Raw genomic sequence first — 18,202 nt, forward strand, 5'->3', positions numbered from 1 at the left:
GTACGCGCACCTGGACGGCACCCTCATGAACACCTCTGATCTCCTGCTCCGCTGGCCCGCGCCCGCGAGTACCTGGAACGAGGCCGCCCCGGTCGGCAACGGCCGGCTCGGCGCGATGGTCTTCGGCGGCGCCCACCGCTCCCGCATCCAGATCAACGACTCCACCGTGTGGTCCGGCACCCCCGCGGGACCGGCGAAGGCCCTGGCCGACGTGGTCGCGGCCGGTGCCGGCCCGGAGCGGCTGGCCGAGGTCCGCGCCGCCCTGCGCGCCGGGGACCCGCACCGCGCCGAGGAACTGCTGATGGCCTTCGAGGGGCCGTACAGCCAGGAGTACCTGCCCTGGGCCGACCTGTGGCTGACCGTGTCCGGGGGAGAGCGGGCCACGTACCGGGGGCGGACCCTCAACCTCGACAACGGGCTCGCCGAAGACGCCTTCGAGCTCCCCGACGGCACCGTCGTCGACCGCCGGACCTGGGCCGACGCCGGCACCGGGACCCTGTGCACCGACCTCGTCGTGCACGGCGGGAGCCTGGACCTGCGGCTCGAACTGACCAGCCCGCTCAAGGAGACGCACCGCACCGCGGACGGAAGCGGTGTCGTCCTCGGCGTGGAGATCCCCGTCGACGGCGCGCCCGCGCACGAACCCGGCGTCGAGGAGCCCCTGCGCTACAGCGGGGGTCCCGTCGACGGCTACGACCCCTTCGGGGCGGTCGCCCTGCGGGTGGAGACCGACGGCGAGGTCATCGCGGACGCGGGCGCCCTGCGGGTGACCGGCGCGACCCGGCTGCTGGCGGTCGTGGCGAGCTCCACCGCCGCCCTGCGGCACTGGCGGGGCCTGCCGGCAGCCGAAGACCGCGCCGGCCATCTCGACACCGCCGCGGGCAGCGCCGCGCGGGCCGCAGAACGCGGCACCGCGGAACTGCTCAAGACCCACGAGGCCGACCTCCGCGGACTCCTCGGCGGCACGTCGCTGCGCATCGGCCCGCGCCGCTCCGGCACCTACGACGTGGCCCGCGACATCCTCGGCGGAGGCGACGAACTCCTCACCGCCACCGTGCTCTTCCAGCTCGGCCGCTATCTGCTCGCCTCCGCCTCCCGCCCGCACGCCGGGCCGCCCGCCAACCTCCAGGGCATCTGGAACGCCGACCTGCGCCCGGCCTGGTCCTCGAACTACACCGTCAACATCAACACCCAGATGAACTACTGGGGCGCCGAGGCCGCGGGGCTCAGCAGCTGCCACGAACCGCTCTTCGACCTGCTGGACCGCGTAGCGGCCAACGGCACGGACGTGGCCACGCGGCTCTACGGCGCCCGCGGCTGGGTCGCCCACCACAACACCGACATGTGGGGCTGGGCCCTGCCCGTCGGCATGGGCCACGGGGCCGCGTCCTGGGCGATCTGGCAGATGGGCGGCGCCTGGCTGGTGCAGCACGTCTGGGACCACTACGAGTTCACCCACGACGCCGCCTTCCTCCGCGAGCGGGCCTGGCCCCTGCTCAGCGGCTGCGCGGAGTTCCTGCTCGACTGGCTGGTCGACGACGGCGCCGGCGGCCTCGACACCCTCCCCTCCACGTCGCCTGAGAACCACTTCCTCACCCCCGACGGCTCCCCGGCCTCCGTCACCCGCTCCACCGCGATGGACATGGCCCTGACCCGGGCCGTGCTCGAACGCACCCTGAGCGCCGCCGGACTGCTCGGCCTCGACACCCCGCTGACCGGCCGCATCGCCGAGACGCTGCCCAAGCTGCACCCGCCGCGGATCGCCGCCGGCGGCTGGCTCCAGGAGTGGGCCGAGGACCTGCCCGAGCAGGACCCGCACCACCGCCACCTGTCGCAGATGGTCACCGTCCACCCGCTCGGTCAGATCACCCCCGACGCCAACCCCGAACTCGCCGCGGCCGCCACCGCCCTGCTCGACCGGCGCGGACCCGGTGCCATGGGCTGGTCCTGGGCGTGGAAGATGGCGCTGCGCGCCCGGCTGCACGACGCGGCCACGGCCCGCTCCCTCTTCGACGAGGCGACCCGGCCGCTCGCCGGCGACCCGGGCACCGACGCACCCGTCGACGGCTCGCAGTGGGGCGGCCTGCTGCCCAACCTCTTCTCCACCCACCCGCCGTTCCAGATCGACGGCAACTACGGCTTCACCGCCGCGCTCACCGAGATGGTGCTGCAGAGCCACACCGGCACGGTCCACCTGCTGCCCGCCCTCCCCGCCGGATGGGCCGACGGGCAGGCGACGGACCTGCGCTGCCGCGGCGGCCTCGGCGCCGACTTCAGCTGGCGCGACGGCGAGCTGACCGCCGTGACGCTCCGCCGGCACGCCGGGGACGACACCGTGCCGGTACGGATCCGCCACCGCGACCGCACCGCCGAACTCCGCGTCCCGACCGGGGCCGCCGTCACCCTCGGCGCCGACCTGCGGCCGCAGGGGGAGGCGCGGCCGTGCTGACCGAACAGGACGTCCCCGAGCTGTGGTCGTACCGCAGCACCTACCAGGAGCCCGCCGACTTCGACGCCTTCTGGAAGGACACCCTCGACAGCGCCCGGCGCCACGACGCCCGGCTCGAACTGACCCCGGTCGACACCGGCCTGGAGGCCGTGGACGTCTTCGACGCCGTCTTCCCCGGCTTCGACGGCCACCCCGTCCGCGGCTGGCTGCGGATGCCCCGCCACCGCGGCGGCCCCCTGCCGGCGGTCGTGCAGTTCCACGGCTACGGCAGCGGGCGCGGCGCCCCCGTCGACGACCTGATGTGGGCCTGCGCCGGCTACGCCCACCTGCTGGTGGACGCCCGCGGCCAGGGCGGCGCCTGGGCGGGCGGCGGCGGAACCGCCGACCCGGTCGGCAGCGGCCCCTCCCACCCCGGCTTCCTCACCCGCGGCATCGAGGACAAGGACACCTACGTCTACCGCCGGGTGTTCACCGACGCCGTGCGCGCCGTCGAAGCCCTGCGCGGCTCGCCGTACGCGGACCCGGGCCGTGTCGCCGTCACCGGTCCCAGCCAGGGCGGCGGCATCGCGCTCGCCGTCGCCGGCCTCGTGCCGGACCTGACGGCCGCCCAGTTCCAGTCACCGTTCCTCTGCGACATCAGGCAGGCCACCCGGCTCACCGGCGAGCAGCCCTACGCGGAGCTCATCGGCTACCTCGCCGCCCGCCGCGACCGGGTCGAGCAGACCTTCCGGACCCTCGGCTACTTCGACGGGCTCGCCTTCGCCCGCCGCGCGACCGCCCCCGCCTGGTTCTCCGCCGGGCTGCGCGACCAGGTCTGCCCGCCGGCCACCGCCGTCGCCGCCTACCACGCCTACGGCGGCCCCAAGCAGATGCGGCTGTGGGAGTTCAACGGCCACGACGCCGGCGGCTCCGAGGACCTGGCCATCACCCTGAGCGCCTTCCGCGCGCTCCTCAAGACGTCGTCCCACGCCCACCAGGAACCATCCCGAAAGAAGGAATCATGAGAATACGCAAGGTCGTCGCGCTGGGCGCCACGCTGAGCCTCGCGGCGGTGCTCTCCGCCTGCTCGTCCGGCTCCTCCTCCGCGGGCGGCTCGAAGACCGTCAACTGGTGGACCTGGGACGACAAGCAGGCCGCCGCGTACAAGGTCTGCGCCACGGACTTCGAGAAGGCCAACCCCGGGACGACCGTCAAGATCTCGCAGTACGCCGTCGACGACTACTTCACCAAGCTGACCGCCGGCTTCGTCGCCGGCAACGCCCCCGACGCCTTCCAGAACAGCGTGCAGTTCTTCCAGGCCTACGCCTCGCAGCACCAGCTGCTGGCGATGGACGACTTCATCGCCAAGGACAAGTTCGACATGTCCCGGTTCTCCGTGGGCGTGGACGCGTGGAAGTTCACCGACGGCAAGCAGTACGCCCTGCCGCTCGACTGGGCCGCGGCCGCCCTCTACTACGACCAGGACGCCCTGACCAAGGCCGGCTACTCCGCGGACAAGCTCGCCTCCCTGAAGTGGAACCCCGACGACGGCGGCGACTTCGGCAAGCTGATCGCCCACCTCACCATCGACGAGAAGGGCCACCGCGGCGACGAGAAGGGCTTCGACAAGGCCCACGTCAAGACGTTCGGCTTCGGCCAGGTCGCCGCCAAGGACTTCATCGGCCAGACCACCTGGAGCCCTTTCGTCTCCAGCACCGGCTGGCGCCTGGGCGACAAGCAGAGCTGGCCCACCGTCTTCAACTACGGCGACCCGCGCTTCATCAAGACGATGAAGTGGGTGCGCTCCCTCACCGACAAGGGCTACGCGCCCAAGATCGGCGAGTTCACCTCCAGCGTCAGCGACGTCGACCTGCTCTCCTCCCACAAGGTCGCCCTGGAGATGGGCGGCTCCTGGGAGGCCTCCACCTTCGCGAAGATCCCCGGCATCAAGGCGGGCATCGCGGCGCCCCCGTACGGCCCCGACGGCACGACCCGCGCCGTGATGAGCAACTCCAACGGCAACAACATCTGGGCCGGCACCAAGAACCCCGACCTGGCCTGGAAGTGGGTCTCCTACATGGGCTCCGAGGCCTGCCAGAGCAAGGCCTCGCTCACCGGAACGTTCTTCCCCTCCATCCCGGCGTCCATGGACGCCTCCGCCAAGGCGCTGGCCGCCGAGGGCGTCGACCTGACCGTCTTCACCGACATGCTGAAGAACAAGGTGCTCTACCCCTCGCCGGTCTACGGCAACGGCGCCGCGGTCCAGGACGCGATGAACCCGCTCTTCGAGGCGTACTTCGCCGGGCAGAAGGACGACTCCGTCTTCACCGGCATGCAGGAGCAGAGCAAGACGCTGCTCGCGAAGAACTGATCCACTTGCAGTGACCCGTGAAACCGCCGCCCGGACGCGGCCCCCCACCGGGGCCCGTCCGGGCGGCGGAGCACATCGAAAGGAAGGACCCCCCATGGCAGACACCACCGCGCGGATCGCGGCCCTGCGCGCGGCCGGCACCGCGTTCGTCCTGGAGCTCACCGAGCCGGTGCCCCGGGTCCTGCACTGGGGCGAGGACCTCGGCGACCTGTCCGCGGCGGACCTCGCCGCGCTCTCCCTGACGGCCGAGCCCGCGGTCCTCAACAACGCCGTCGACATCCCGCGCCGCTACACCGTCTGGCCCACCGAGGCCGACGGATGGGCCGGCACCCCCGCCCACCACGGGCACGCCGACGGCGGATCCGCGGCCCCGCGCCCTACCCTCGCCGGCACGGCCCTGCGCGAGGACCCCGAGGGCGGCGGCGAACTGGAGGTCTCCCTCACCGACGCCGCCGCCGGGCTCGACATCACGGTCACCTACCGGATGGACGCCTCCGGAGTGCTCGCCGTCCACGCCGACATCACCCGGCACGGCACCGCCGGCCCCGCACCCTACGACCTCGCCCAGGCCACCGTGCTGCTTCCGCTGCCCCGGCGCGCCGGCGAGATCCTCGACTTCACCGGCAAGTGGAGCCGCGAACGCTCCCCGCAGCGGCGCCCGCTCGGCTTCGGCGCCCACGCCCGCGAGGTCCGGCGCGGCAAGCCCGGCCTCGACTCCCCGTACCTCGTCGCCGTCGGCGTGCCCGGCTTCGGCTTCCGCGAGGGCGAGGTGTGGGGCCTGCACGTCGCCTGGAGCGGCGACCAGCGCTACCTCGTGGAGCGGCTGCCCGAGGGCGCCGGCAGCCACGCCGCCGCCCTCGGCGGCGGCGAACTCCTGCGCGCCGGCGAGATCCGGCTCGCCCCCGGCGAGAGCTACCGCACCCCCGTGTGCCACTTCGCCTGGTCCGGCTCCGGCCTCGACGGCCTCGCCGACCGCTTCCACACCCTGCTGCGGGCCCGCCCCAGCCACCCCCGGCGCCCGCGCCCGGTCATCCTCAACAGTTGGGAGGCCGTGTACTTCGACCACGACCTCGACCACCTGCTGCGCCTCGTCGACCGCGCCGCCGAGGTCGGCGTGGAGCGGTTCGTGCTGGACGACGGCTGGTTCCGCGGCCGCCGCTCCGACCACGCGGGACTCGGCGACTGGACGGTCGACCCGAAGGTGTGGCCCGGCGGACTCGCCCCCCTCGTCGACCACGTGCGCTCCCACGGCATGGAGTTCGGCCTCTGGTTCGAACCGGAGATGGTCAACCTCGACTCCGATCTGGCCCGCGAGCACCCCGAGTGGGTCCTCGGCCCCGCCGCCGGCCTCGGCCCGACGGCCCGTCACCAGTACGCCCTCGACCTGTCCCAGCCCGCCCTCGCCGCGTACCTGCTGGACTCGCTGGACACCCTGATCACCACGTACGGCATCGACTACCTCAAGTGGGACCACAACCGGGAGCTGTACGAGGCCGTCCACGGCCCCGCGGACCGGCCCGCCTCGCACGCCCAGGTCGTGGCGCTCTACCGGCTGCTGGACGCGCTCAAGGAGCGCCACCCCGCGCTGGAGATCGAGAGCTGCGCCAGCGGCGGCGGCCGCGTCGACCTGGGTATCCTCGCCAGGACCGACCGGGTGTGGGCCTCCGACTGCAACGACCCCGTGGAGCGGCAGTCCATCCAGCGCTGGACGGGCCAGCTGCTGCCCCCCGAACTCGTCGGCGCCCATGTGGGCGCCAACCCGAGCCACACCACCGCCCGCGTCACCTCCGACGCCTTCCGGATGGCCACCGCCCTGTTCGGCCACGCCGGCATCGAGCAGGACATCACCCGCTGCACCCCGGAGGAGATCGCCCGGCTGACCGCGTGGACGGCCCTCTACCGCGAACTGCGCCCCCTGCTCCACAGCGGCCGCACCGTGCGTGCCGACCTCCCCGACGACGCGACGCTCCTGCACGGCGTCGTCGCCCAGGACGGCACCGCCGCCCTCTACTGCTGGGCGCGCGTCGCGACCTCCCCCGAGGGCCAGTCCGGCCGCGTCCGGCTGCCCGGCCTCGACCCCGCCCACCGCTACGAGGTGCGGGTCCGCACCGACCTCGGCCTGCCCTCCTTCCACCAGACCAGCGGCCCCGCATGGCTCACGGCGGCCATCGACGGCTGGCTCCCCCTCCCGGGCGCGGTCCTCGCCTCCGCGGGTCTCCCGATGCCCCAACTCAACCCGGAGCAGGCCCTCCTGCTCGAGGTCCGGCGCACCGCCTGAACCGAGCGACCCCTGTGCGCCGCACGCCCGACCTGACGCGACAGCGTGCGGCGCACAGCCCGGGTGGGAGTGCACCGCGTTCTCAGGCACGTGGAGACCTGTCGTGCCGAGGCGTCCCCTCCGGTGGGGGCGCCCGATGCCGGCGCGCAGGTCACCGGCGGCCGTTGTGGCAGGGGCCGACCCGGAGGGAGCGGTGGCCTCGCCGGAGAAGGAGGCCGGCCTGCGCCTGGCGCGGAGGCCGAACGCCGGTCGCGCGCGATCCGGCGACCCGGGTCGCGCCCGGCTGCGAGGATGCCCGTATGGAGCGGAAACTGAGCCGGCAGGAAGCCTCGGACGCGGTCGGCGGCCACGGATGGCGCTACATACTGGGCGCGTTGCAGACATCGGTCCCCGCCGGGTCGATGGCGCAGGGGGCCGCGCTGGCGGCGGAGGCCGTCGCGGTCTGCGGCGACGACGCCGACGGGCACCTCTGGGTCGACGTCCGCCCGGGGCGGGTGCTGCTCACCCTGCAGTCGCTCGCGCACGCGGCCGTCACGTCGCTCGACGTCGACCTCGCGTGCCGCGTCTCCGCCGCGATGCGCGCCGCCGGGTCGCCGGCGGACCCCGGAGCCGGCACGGGCGAGGGCCGGTCGGTGCAGCTCCTGGAGATCGCGATCGACGCACTGGACATCGCCGGTGTCCGGCCGTTCTGGAATGCGGTGCTGGGCTGGACCGACGAGGCGGGCGCCGACGGACCCGAGGACCCGCTGGTCGACCCGGAACGGCAGGGCCCGGCGGTCTGGTTCCAGCGGATGGACCGGGCACGCCCGCAGCGCAATCGCATCCACCTCGACATCAGCGTCCCGCACGACGAGGCACCCCGCCGGATCGAGGCGGCACTTGCGGCCGGCGGCCGGCTCGTGTCCGCGAGCCGTGCCCCCGCGTTCTGGGTGCTCGCCGACAAGGAGGGCAATGAGGCCTGCGTGACGACCTGGCAGGGCCGCGACGGGGCGGGCTCGTGACCCCGTACTCCCTGGCGTTCTACGTGGACGTCGTCACCACGGGCACGGTGCTCGGCGTGGGGTCCGCGGATTCCCCCGAGCGCGTCACCGCGGTGCTGGGACCCCGCTTCGCCGAGGGCGGCTTCGACGACGTCAGCCTGTTCCGTGACTACGGCCTCGCCGAGTTCTACTGGCACCGCGCGTCCACCGGTGACCTGTGGGAGGGGCACCATGTCACCCTGCAGGTGCACCGGCTCGCGGACCGGGATCGCGGCATCGTGAACGAGGTGCTGCGCGCCCGGTACGGGCGTTTCGCGCCACGGCTGCGCTTCGAGAAGCTGCGACGGTTGCTGGACAGGCGCGGCGTGCCCTTGGTGGAGGTCCCCGAGATATCGGCGAACGCCCCGTACTTCCGCACCTACTGGCAGCCCCGCGTGCAGGTGGGCGTCTCCGTCATCGGTACCCACGGCGAGTACAGCACGCCGGACCGTCTGCGGGTCGGTGACGTGTACAAGATCCACGTGCCGATGACCGCCCGGGAAGTGGAATGGCGCAGGGCACAAGGGGCGTCCGCCACAACTGCCGCGCCGTGACCCGGCGACCGTGCGGGGGCACGGTCGCCGGGCCGGGGGATCAGCGGCGGCCCACCGTGATGGTGTGCTGCGTGGTCACCCCGTTGACGGTGACGCGGAGGACCGCGGTACCGGCGCGGAGCGCGGTCAGGTCGCCGGTGGCCGGGTCGTAGGAGACGACCGCGGAACCGCCCTCGGTGCGGCCGGCGATCTCGACGCGCGAGCCGGTCCAGGAGGCGCTGACCGGCCAGGCCACCGGGACGGCACGTGTGCCGTCCTGCGTGACCGTCGCGGACGCCTTGGCCCGGTCGCCGACCGTGAGCGTGTCCGGCGCGCTGAGGTCCACCGCGTCGGTGCGGACGTGCACTTCCGCGCGGAGCCAGGCGTCGGAGTCACGGGTGGGGACGGCGAACGTGTCGGTGACCCGCCCCTTGGCCGGGTCGATGCCCAGCATCGTCCAGCCGGTGAAGCCGCCGTTGTCGGGCGTGCTGGCCGGGTTCTTGCCGGAGTTGCCGTTGACCAGGTAGGAGACGCCGTCGATCTCGGACGCCGAGAACGCGCCGACGTGACCGCCCACGAACGCGGCGGACTTGTGGCCCTGGGCCCGGAAGTCGGCGAGCCACTGCTCGACGAGCGCGGCCTCCTTGCGGTCGCCGAGCTGGCTGGCCTTGTCCGGCAGCGGGTCCTCGGTGGGGTGGTGCTCGAAGACCACGACGCCGCTGACGGAGCTGTCGGCTGCCGCGGCCGCGAGCTGGTCGTGCAGCAGCTGGAGCTGGGCGAAGCCGCCGCCGCGCAGGGTGCCGCTGGAGGAGTCCAGGGTGATGAAGCGGGTGCCCTCGGAGTCGAAGACCGACGTGGTGTCGCCGAACTCCGCCTTGAAGTTGACGGGCGTCCCGGGGCCCATCACCTCGTGGTTGCCGGGCACGTAGTGCCACGGGATGGTGCCGCCGGTGCGGGCGTCGAACTCGTCCAGGAGCGTGCGGGCCAGCTTGAAGTCGGCGGGCGAGCCCTCGTCGACGAAGTCGCCGTCGATGACCAGCATGTCCGGCTTGGCGTCGGCGATCTCGGCCAGCGTCCGGCGGGCCGCCTCCACCAGCGGGCTGTTGGGGTCGCGGGCGACGAACTGGGCGTCGGACATGACGGCGACGCGCAGCGGACGCCCGTCGACGGTGCCGTTGGTCACCACCACGGGGTCGGCGACCTTCGGCTGCACGGGCAGCTCCACGTCCGGGGCGACCTTGACGCGCAGGTCGCTGACGGTCACCTTGCCGGTGTACGAGCGGGCGGCGCTGGTCTCCAGCAGCCGGACCCGCTGGAAGGTGAGCGGGTACGGCGTGCCGACGGGCACCGGGAACTCGACCTTGCGCCAGCCGGTCCAGGTGATCAGGGGGCCGTCGAGGTTGGCGGTCACGCCCGCGCCCGTGCGGTACTGGAGCCGCGGCCACTCGCCGTTGCCGTCGCCGTTGATCCACATGGTGACGGCCTGCGGCTGGCCGGGCAGCTGGATCTGCTGCGGCGGCACGGCGTACTGGCCGCGCGTGGCGGTGGACTTGGTGAAGTCGTACGTGAGGGCCAGGCCGGGCGCGCCGTCGTGGCCGGCGGCCGGGGTGACCGAGCCGCCGGGCGCGCGGTCGTTCGCCGAGGTCCAGGCGGCCGCGTCCGACAGGTCCGCGAAGGACTTCTCGGCCAGGCCGACGGTGACGGCCACGTCGGTGGTCATCGTGCCGACCGTCAGGTGCAGGGTGGCGGAGGCGCCGTCGGCGAGGCCGCGTACGGTGAACGTCGCGTCGTCCGCGGGGGTCAGCGAGACGACGCCGTCGCCGCCGGTGACCTTGATGTCGGAGGCCTCGATCGGGGCGGAGTCGCCGAGGGCGTCGTAGCCGGTGACCGTCAGGCGCGCCGAGTCGTCCAGGCTGTCGAGCGCCACCAGGCTGCTGCTGGGGGTGATGCGCACGGCCGGAGCGAGGACGGTCAGCTTCATCGTGCCGCTCACGCCGTGGCTGGCACTCGCCTCGACCTCGCTGGTGCCGGAGTGCTTGCCGGTGACCACGGCGGTGCTGCCGTCGCCGCCCTTGACCGCGGCCAGGGAGTCGTCCCGCCAGTGCACGCGGGGGGTGGGCGCGGGCGTGTACGTCTCGTCGTGCGCCAGGGCCTTGACGGTGCGGTGCAGGTCGGGGAAGACCTTGTCGGAACCGTCGGCCGTCAGGGCCGGGAGGACGCGGAAGCCGCGGGCCTCGCCGGAACCGGGGGCGGCGAACAGGCCGAGGCCGTTGGCGACCTGGCGCTCCGAGCCGTCCGAGGGGCTGTTGACCAGACCCGTCACGCTCTCGCCGGGCAGGCGGGCGGCCATGGTGGTCGAGCCGCCGCCGTCCATGTTGAGGGCGTTGACGGCGCCGAGGCCCTTCATGAAGGCGCCCGAGCTCGTTGAGGTCCATGCCGCGGCTGTTGGTCTGCTTGCCGTCGATCGCGACCAGGTACATGGTGCGGCCGTCGGCGGAGAAGCCCACGCTGGTGCGGGAGGTGGCGGTGACGGTGTCGCCGTCGGTGTAGTGCTTCACCACGCCGTCCGCGACCAGGACCTGGCCGCCGCCGACGGCGACCGCCACGTCGCCGAAGTCGGCGCGCGGGCGGTAGGCGACGTTCACGGAGTCCCCGGGCACGAGGCCGGACAGCGCGTCGGCGCCCGCCTCACGGCCGAGCAGCACGCTGGTGCCGGCCGGGACCGGGCCGCTGCTGACGGAGGTGTGCACCTCGGTGACCTTGCCGTCGCGCAGCCACACCTCGGCGACACGGCTCGCGCCGCTCACGGGCTTGGTGCGCGGGGACGGGCCCCACTGGTCGGTGAACAGGCCGATGCCGCCAGCCGCCAGGACCGGGGAGTTGACGCTGGACAGCTTCAGGTGCTGCGTACCGCCGACCGTGACCTCGCCCTCCAGGAACACCTGGGCGAGCCGGCCGAGGCCGTCCGCGCCGATCGCGACGGTCTGGCTGCGGCCCTCGGTGGGGGAGTTGATGAGCCCGCCGTCGCGCGACACGGCGCCGCCGACCGGGGCCTCGGTGTCGTTCATGTCGAAGTAGTCGCCGTTGATCGCGGCGACCGCCCCGGTGCGCTTGGCCTGCTCGGTGACCCGGGACTTCCCGGTGACCGTGCCGGAGGAGATGTAGTCCACCTTGACCCGGTCGTCCGCCAGATCCGCGACGAGCACCTGCCCGCGCACCCAGCCGTCCGCCTCGAAGCGGTCGAAGCGCGTGAGGTTCAGCCCGGGCGCGATGGGCGTGCGGTCCTCGCGCGTGACGATGGACTGGCCCGGGGTGCTCGGGATGAGGCCCTGGACGGAACCGGCGGGCTTCGGCGCGTCGGCGGTGGCCGACATCAGGTGCTCGGGCGTGAGCGCCTGGGCGGTCGTCATCATGCCGGCACCGATGCTGAGCGCCGTGGCCAGGGCCAGGACGACGGCACCGCGCCGGGCCGCGGCACGCGGCCGCGGGACGACGGAGTCAAAGGGAAGGGGCACTGGCTGACTTCTTTCCGTGGAATGGCCGGGGGTCATCGCCCAGTCGATGTGCCGCCGGTGTCGAAGCACCCCGCGGTGGGTGATCATCGGGGATGTTCGCTGTGAACATCCTGTGACGCGTCCTGCTTTGGACGCGGTAAGTGGTGTACGGCCCCGACTGGGCCGCGCTCGCGCGGCCGTACGCCGGGCACCGGCTGCGTGTACGGCCTGCCCGAAGGCGGAGGCTTGCACAATGCCGCCCGTGGTGTCGCCGCGCCGGCCTGCGTCCCGGATGCGTCCGGACGCGGTCGGCAACGAAGGCGTCAAAACGCGACGCGCCGCGCGGGTTCGCCCTTCGGTAGCCTGCCCGTGTGGCTGAGACCTGGGACGAAGCGCAACTGATCGCCGATGGCTTCGAGCGCGTGTACGCCGAGTCGGAGTGGTACGACGGGCCGCGCGCCGGGCTTGCCGACGTCGACGGCAGGCCGCACTACTTCCTGAGTGAGGATTACAGCCACGCCGACCTCGCCGACGAGTACAGCGTTTGGCCCGCGAGCGACGCGGCAGTGGAGTGGGAGCGCGAGCAGTGGGCGATCTTCGCGAGGTGGAACGAGCGCTATGAGGCAGGGACAGCGGGGCCGGAGACCCATCCGGGTGAGGGCGGGATCGACGCCCGCTACGACGAACTCAACCTGCTGCTGGCGCAGTACCGGCAGGCCCCCGACGACGCCAGGCGACTTGTGGGCGAGGTGCGCTTCGGGCCCGGGGCGCGCTACCGGGTGGAGGGCCCGGATTACTGGTTCCGGTGGCGTGCCGGCAGGTGATGCCTCCGGGGCGCTCTCGGGCCGGCCCGCGCTGTTGTCCGTTCGCGCGCTTCGCAGGAGGGGCTCGATGACGGTGCCGGCGTGGCACGAGGCGCTCGACCGGTTGTGTGCCGTGCGGGTGTCGCGGCGGGACGCCGAGTTCCCTGATGACCTCTACGACCGTGTGGACGATCTGATCGATGCCTACGGTGCCGACGACATCGCCGGGATCGTCGCCGAGGCTGTGGTGGCCGAACGGGCGACAGCGGAGCAGGCGATCGTTTTCCTGAACGTGGCGGCGTGGTCGGGGACGGACAACGGCGCGTCGATGGGGCACACACTGGACGAGTGGGTTCGCCGGGCGGACGACAGTCTTCGCTTGGGCATCGCGCTGCACCATGAGCGCTACCCCCTGCCCACGCATGCGGAGATGGTCACGAAGCTCACGGAGATCGCCCGGGCCTTCCCGGAGCACCGGGCGATCTGTGAGCGGCACATGGCCCGTCGACCCGCGGACTGACGTCTGGGCCGCCCCGGGCGGCCCCGTCGGGAACGCCGGGCGCGGCGTTCGCCTCCCCCGGCGGGGCGAACGCCGCGGCCGGACGCCGTCAGACCGTGCCGGCGGTCGGGAGCGTGTCGTGGTCTGCGGCGGCAGCCTGACGCTCGACGTGTCCGCCGGTTTCACCGTACGGGTGCGGCTGCCGCTCGCGGTGGGGGTCCCGGCGTGATCCGCGTGGTCGTCGCCGACGACGAGATGCTGATCCGGCACGGGCTCGCGGCCATCCTCTCCGGCGAACCGGACATCGAGGTGGTCGCGGAGGCCGCGGACGGGGTGGAGGCGCTCGGCGAGGTGCGGCGCACGGATCCCGATGTCGTGCTGATGGACATCCGCATGCCCCTGCTGGACGGGATCGAGGCCACCCGCAGGCTCGCCCGGACCGCACCGCGCAGCTGGGTCCTGGTGCTCACCACCTTCGATCTCGACCAGTACGTGTACCACGCGATGCGGGCCGGGGCCTCGGGCTTCCTGCTCAAGAGCGCGCCGCGGCACCAACTCACGGCCGGGGTGCGCACGGTGGCGGCGGGCGACGCGCTGCTGGCCCCGATCCTCACCCGGCGGCTGCTGGAGGAGTTCCTCAGCGGGCCACCGCCGGGCGCGGCGGCCCAGCCCGTCCTCGACGACCTGACGCAGCGCGAGCTGGACGTGCTGCGCCTGGTGGGCCGGGGCATGTCCAACACCGAGATCGGGACGGTGCTCTGCCTCGCCGAGAGCACCATCAAGACCCACGTGGGCAATCTGCTCGGCAAGCGGGGACTGCGGGACCGGGCCCAACTGGTGGTTCTCGCCTACGAGTCGGGCCTGCTGCGCCCCGGGCACTGACCGCGGAGGGCCCGCGGACGCGGCCCGCCCCATCCCGCCGCCGTCCCGGGGGATAGACGTCCCCGCCATCGGGTAGGCAGGCTCCGGGGCCCGCAGCCGCGGGGGCCCGCCGGCGCACCTGGTGCGCCGCCACATCGGCACATGAGGGATGGACACGGTGGCATCTGGAGTCGTGAAGTGGTTCAACGCCGAAAAGGGCTTCGGCTTCATCGCACAGGACGGGGGGCCGGACGTGTTCGCCCACTACTCCAACATCGTCGGTAACGGCTACCGCGAGCTCCAGGAAGGCGAGGCGGTCACTTTCGAGGTGACGCAGGGCCAGAAGGGCCCGCAGGCGGAGAACATCGTCCGCGGCTGACCCGCCTGCCGCCCGCAGCCCGTGTCCCGTACGAGCGGGGCCGCTCCCCAGGGGGGCGGCCCCGCTCGTCGTGCCTTCGGCCGGCACCGCCGCCGGGGCCCACGAGGTGCCCGTGACCTAAGTAGGCCTTGAGACACCCTTGACGGTGGCGTGAACTTCTTATGGTATGGGCGTCCTTGTCGCAGACCATGTGAAGGAGAGTCGTGAGACCCAGAGTCTTAACGACCGTCGTTGCCGGCGCTCTCATCCTCTGCAGTGCGGCCATCGCGCCCGTCGCCCAGGCCCGGAGCACGATCCCGGCCAGGGGTGACGCGGACGAGGTCAAGGTGTTCCGTGCGGAAGTCACCAAGAGCCAGATCCCGTTGCTGCTGGAAGCAGGGCAGGACGGTCACGAACTGAGCGAGCAGGCGCCCGTCAACGGCACCGCCTCGGTCGAGGTCTACCTCACCGACAAGCAGGCCGGGCAGCTGGAGCGCAAGGGCGTGCGGCTCACGGAGCACACCATCGCCGCCAAGTCCGAGGCGCGCCTCCAGAGCGCCGCCGAGGGCGTCTTCCGGCCGTACAGCGGCCCGGGCGGCATCAAGGAGGAGATCCTTGCCGCGGGCCAGGCGAACCCGAACCTGACCAAGGTCGTCTCCATCGGCAAGACGGTGAACGGTCAGGACATCCTCGCGCTGCGGCTCACCAAGGACGCGAAGAAGTCCAAGGACGGCTCCAAGCCTTCCGTGCTGTACATGTCCAACCAGCACGCGCGGGAGTGGATCACGCCGGAGATGACCCGCCGGCTGATGCACTACTACCTGGACAACTACGCCACCGACCCGCGCATCAAGAAGATCGTCGACACCACCGAGCTGTGGTTCGTCATCTCGGCCAACCCGGACGGCTACGACTACACGTTCCAGGACCCGGGCAACCGCCTGTGGCGCAAGAACCTGCGGGACGTGAACGGCGACGGCGTCATATCCGCCGGCGACGGCGTCGACCTCAACCGCAACTTCGGCTACAAGTGGGGCTACGACGACGAGGGTTCGTCCCCCAGCCCCGCCAGCGAGACCTACCGCGGCGCGAGCCCCGGCTCCGAGCCGGAGACGAAGGCGCTGGACTCCTTCGAGAAGCACATCGACTTCACCTACGGCATCAACTACCACTCCGCCGCCGAACTGCTGCTGTACGGCGTCGGCTGGCAGGTGGCGACGGACACCCCCGACGACGTCCTGTACAAGTCGCTGGCCGGCACCCCGGCCAACTCCGCGATCCCGGGCTACCACCCGCAGGTCTCCTCGGAGCTGTACACGACCAACGGCGAGGCCGACGGCCACGCGGCCAACGTCAACGGCATGGCGATGTTCACGCCCGAGATGTCGACCTGCCAGACCGCTTCCAACAGCGTTCCGGACGACCAGTGGAAGGCGGCCGACTGCCAGTCCGTCTTCAACTTCCCGGACGACGAGGGGCTGATCCAGGGCGAGTTCGAGAAGAACATCCCCTTCGCGCTCTCGGTCGCGGAGACCGCCGCCCACCCCGACACCCCGTCCTCCTCGGTGGGCCTGGATGCGGCGGACTTCACCCCGGCGACCTTCGGCACCTCGTACTCCCGCGGCTCCGACCAGGAAGTCTCGGTCGTCATCCGCCAGTCGCTGCGTGACAAGACGCTCAACTACCGTGTCAACGGCGGCCGTACGCAGGGCGAGGCGCTGCACTCCTGGAACGGCGGCGAGACCTACGGCGGCGAGGACAACCTCTACTTCGACGAGTACCGCGCGAAGGTCAGGGACGGCGAGCCGGGCGACAAGGTCGAGGTGTGGTACACCGCCGAGACCAAGAGCGGCCAGCGGGTCTCCAGCACGCCGTTCACCTACACCGTGGCCGACCGGCCCAAGGCGGACACCCTCGTCGTCGCCGAGGAGGGCGCCCCGGCGACGCAGGCGCAGGCCTACGTCGACGCGCTGAAGGCCAACGGCCACAAGGCGGCGGTCTGGGACGTGGCCACGCAGGGCGCGCCGGACGCGCTCGGTGTCCTCGGGCACTTCCGCACGGTCGTGCACTACACCGGCGGCGCCATCCCCGGCAACGCCACCCAGCTGCAGCTGCGCGCGTACCTCAACGAGCGCGGCAAGCTGATCGAGGCGGGCGAGCGGGCCGGCGGCACCGTCGACCTCGGCGGCGGCAACCCCTCGGACGACTTCAGCCAGTACTACCTGGGTGCCTACTCGCGCACCTCGACCCCCGGCGCCACCGCCTTCACCGGCTCCGGCGTCCTGGGCGGCTTCGCCGGTCCGCTCGGGGCCGCGCCCGGCAACCCGCTGGACCGGGCGGGCACGTACCGCGTCACGTCCGACAACCTGTCGGTCGCGGACTACCCGCAGTTCGCGAGCGCGGGCGCGGGCAGGTTCGACGGGACCGCGCCGCCGAACGCACCGTACGCCGGCGCCTTCATGGCGGCGGCCGTCCACGCGGACGACTCGTACGACCGGCTGACCCGCACCATCGACCTGACGGGGGTGACCGCGGCCGACGCGCCCGCGCTCCGCACCCGTCTGCTCTGGGACACCGAGCCGGGATACGACAACGCGCTCCTGGAGATCCACACCGTCGGCGCGGACGACTGGACCACGCTCCCCGACACCAACGGCGGTACCCGTACCGACGTGCCGGCGGAGTGCGAGGCCGGGTTCTACATCGCCGAGCACCCGTGGCTGAAGCACTACCTGACCCCGGGGGCCGACGGCTGCTCCGCGAGCGGTACCACGGGCACGTGGAACAGCTTCACCGGCGCCTCCCAGGGCTGGCAGCAGGTGAACTTCGACCTGAGCCCCTTCGCGGGCAAGAAGGTCGAGGTCTCGCTCAGCTACGTCAGCGACCCGGGCTCCGGCGGCCAGGGACTCCAGGCGGACGAGGCCTCGGTCGTCATCCGCGGTGCGGCCACCGAGACGGAGGGCTTCGAGAGCTCCTTCGGCCCGTGGACCGTCGCCGGGCCGCCCCCGGGCAGCCCGGCCGTCGTCCGTGACTGGCGCCGTACCGGGGCGCTGTTCCAGACGTACGGCGCGGTCACCACGGAGGACACGGTCCTGCTGGGCTTCGGCCTGGAGCACCTCGGCTCCGCGGGCGACCGCGCCGATCTGCTCGGCAAGGCACTGGACTCCCTGGGCCGGTGACCCTCGGCGCGCCCTCCGCGGACGACCGCGGAGGGCGCGCACGGATCGACCGGCGGGCGGCCCGCTCCCTTTTCGGCGGAGCGGGCCGCCCGTTCCTTTTCCCCGCCGCTCGCGACCGGGGGAATATTTAGGACATTCAACTCAATCCAGCGCGTATCGCTGTGCGGTCCCATACAAACTCTTGACACCCCTCGGCATCGAGGTCCAGGGTTCCTCACATCGCTCGTTTAAACCGGTTCAAACGACAGGTGAAGCAATCGCTTCGCGAAGATTGCACCGGTATGCGGGCGGCAGAACGTGCTGCTTCCGGCGCCGAGGTCGCCGCCGGACGGCGTGCCTCCGCGCACGTCGCCCGACGGTGCCCGCGATGCCGTGGTGG

12 protein-coding genes and 1 pseudogene are annotated in these 18,202 nt (G+C 72.6%); 11 read left to right on the top strand and 2 right to left on the bottom strand.

Features of this window, described 5'->3' with window-relative positions; all coding sequences use genetic code 11:
• The first annotated feature begins 25 nt into the window (after positions 1-25).
• The 6 genes from ACIP9H_RS32855 to ACIP9H_RS32880 all read left to right on the top strand — a co-directional run bounded on the left by ACIP9H_RS32855 (position 26) and on the right by ACIP9H_RS32880 (position 8,650).
• Positions 26-2,449: a glycosyl hydrolase family 95 catalytic domain-containing protein gene (locus tag ACIP9H_RS32855; protein WP_401962454.1), complete on the top strand. Its 2,424-nt coding sequence runs from the start codon at positions 26-28 to the stop codon at positions 2,447-2,449.
• Complete coding sequence (locus ACIP9H_RS32860; RefSeq protein ID WP_401962457.1) at positions 2,443-3,453, top strand: acetylxylan esterase; 1,011 nt, start codon at positions 2,443-2,445, stop codon at positions 3,451-3,453. The genes ACIP9H_RS32855 and ACIP9H_RS32860 overlap by 7 nt, the downstream gene beginning before the upstream one ends.
• Entirely contained in the window at positions 3,450-4,799 is a 1,350-nt protein-coding gene (locus ACIP9H_RS32865; RefSeq protein WP_401583539.1) for an ABC transporter substrate-binding protein, read from the top strand. Before ACIP9H_RS32860 ends, ACIP9H_RS32865 begins: the two co-directional genes overlap by 4 nt.
• 94 nt (positions 4,800-4,893) lie before the next feature.
• Entirely contained in the window at positions 4,894-7,077 is a 2,184-nt protein-coding gene (locus ACIP9H_RS32870; protein ID WP_401962460.1) for an alpha-galactosidase, read from the top strand.
• Between the two features lie 299 nt (positions 7,078-7,376).
• On the top strand, positions 7,377-8,078 hold the full coding sequence (locus tag ACIP9H_RS32875; protein WP_401583535.1) for a VOC family protein: 702 nt from the start codon (positions 7,377-7,379) through the stop codon (positions 8,076-8,078).
• Positions 8,075-8,650 (top strand): hypothetical protein, encoded by a 576-nt coding sequence (locus tag ACIP9H_RS32880; protein ID WP_401962463.1) that lies wholly within the window; start codon positions 8,075-8,077, stop codon positions 8,648-8,650. The genes ACIP9H_RS32875 and ACIP9H_RS32880 overlap by 4 nt, the downstream gene beginning before the upstream one ends.
• Before the next feature lie 40 nt (positions 8,651-8,690).
• On the opposite strand, the gene ACIP9H_RS32885 is transcribed toward ACIP9H_RS32880, so the two are convergent.
• The gene (locus tag ACIP9H_RS32885) at positions 8,691-11,036 is read right to left on the bottom strand and encodes a phosphodiester glycosidase family protein (protein WP_401962464.1); all 2,346 of its coding nucleotides are present in this window, start codon (positions 11,034-11,036) and stop codon (positions 8,691-8,693) included.
• Positions 11,037-11,094: 58 nt separating this feature from the next.
• Positions 11,095-12,231: pseudogene (locus tag ACIP9H_RS32890) on the bottom strand (phosphodiester glycosidase family protein); the annotation flags it as partial.
• Positions 12,232-12,494: 263 nt separating this feature from the next.
• Between ACIP9H_RS32890 and ACIP9H_RS32895 the strand changes: the two are divergent.
• The 5 genes from ACIP9H_RS32895 (at position 12,495) to ACIP9H_RS32915 (ending at position 17,823) form a co-directional block, all read left to right on the top strand.
• On the top strand, positions 12,495-12,947 hold the full coding sequence (locus ACIP9H_RS32895; RefSeq protein WP_401962467.1) for a hypothetical protein: 453 nt from the start codon (positions 12,495-12,497) through the stop codon (positions 12,945-12,947).
• A gap of 67 nt (positions 12,948-13,014) precedes the next feature.
• Positions 13,015-13,446 carry a hypothetical protein gene (locus tag ACIP9H_RS32900; protein WP_401962469.1) on the top strand — a complete coding sequence of 144 codons (432 nt, stop codon included), beginning with the start codon at positions 13,015-13,017 and terminating at the stop codon, positions 13,444-13,446.
• Positions 13,447-13,650: 204 nt separating this feature from the next.
• Entirely contained in the window at positions 13,651-14,307 is a 657-nt protein-coding gene (locus tag ACIP9H_RS32905) for a response regulator (RefSeq protein WP_401583529.1), read from the top strand.
• Positions 14,308-14,464: 157 nt separating this feature from the next.
• Complete coding sequence (locus ACIP9H_RS32910; protein ID WP_360905365.1) at positions 14,465-14,665, top strand: cold shock domain-containing protein; 201 nt, start codon at positions 14,465-14,467, stop codon at positions 14,663-14,665.
• 203 nt (positions 14,666-14,868) lie between these two features.
• A complete protein-coding gene (locus tag ACIP9H_RS32915; RefSeq protein WP_401583527.1) occupies positions 14,869-17,823 on the top strand; it encodes a M14 family zinc carboxypeptidase in 2,955 nt (984 codons plus the stop codon).
• Positions 17,824-18,202 lie beyond the last annotated feature (379 nt).

This window comes from Streptomyces sp. NPDC088732 (genome assembly GCF_044751205.1).
Classification (GTDB): Bacteria; Actinomycetota; Actinomycetes; order Streptomycetales; family Streptomycetaceae; genus Actinacidiphila.

Coding starts and splice junctions, on each gene's coding strand:
- ACIP9H_RS32855 (WP_401962454.1), top strand. CDS start 26: ATGAACACCTCTGATCTCCTGCTCCGCTGGCCCGCGCCCGCGAGTACC.
- ACIP9H_RS32865 (WP_401583539.1), top strand. CDS start 3,450: ATGAGAATACGCAAGGTCGTCGCGCTGGGCGCCACGCTGAGCCTCGCG.
- ACIP9H_RS32870 (WP_401962460.1), top strand. CDS start 4,894: ATGGCAGACACCACCGCGCGGATCGCGGCCCTGCGCGCGGCCGGCACC.
- ACIP9H_RS32875 (WP_401583535.1), top strand. CDS start 7,377: ATGGAGCGGAAACTGAGCCGGCAGGAAGCCTCGGACGCGGTCGGCGGC.
- ACIP9H_RS32885 (WP_401962464.1), bottom strand. CDS start 11,036: ATGAAGGGCCTCGGCGCCGTCAACGCCCTCAACATGGACGGCGGCGGC.
- ACIP9H_RS32900 (WP_401962469.1), top strand. CDS start 13,015: ATGACGGTGCCGGCGTGGCACGAGGCGCTCGACCGGTTGTGTGCCGTG.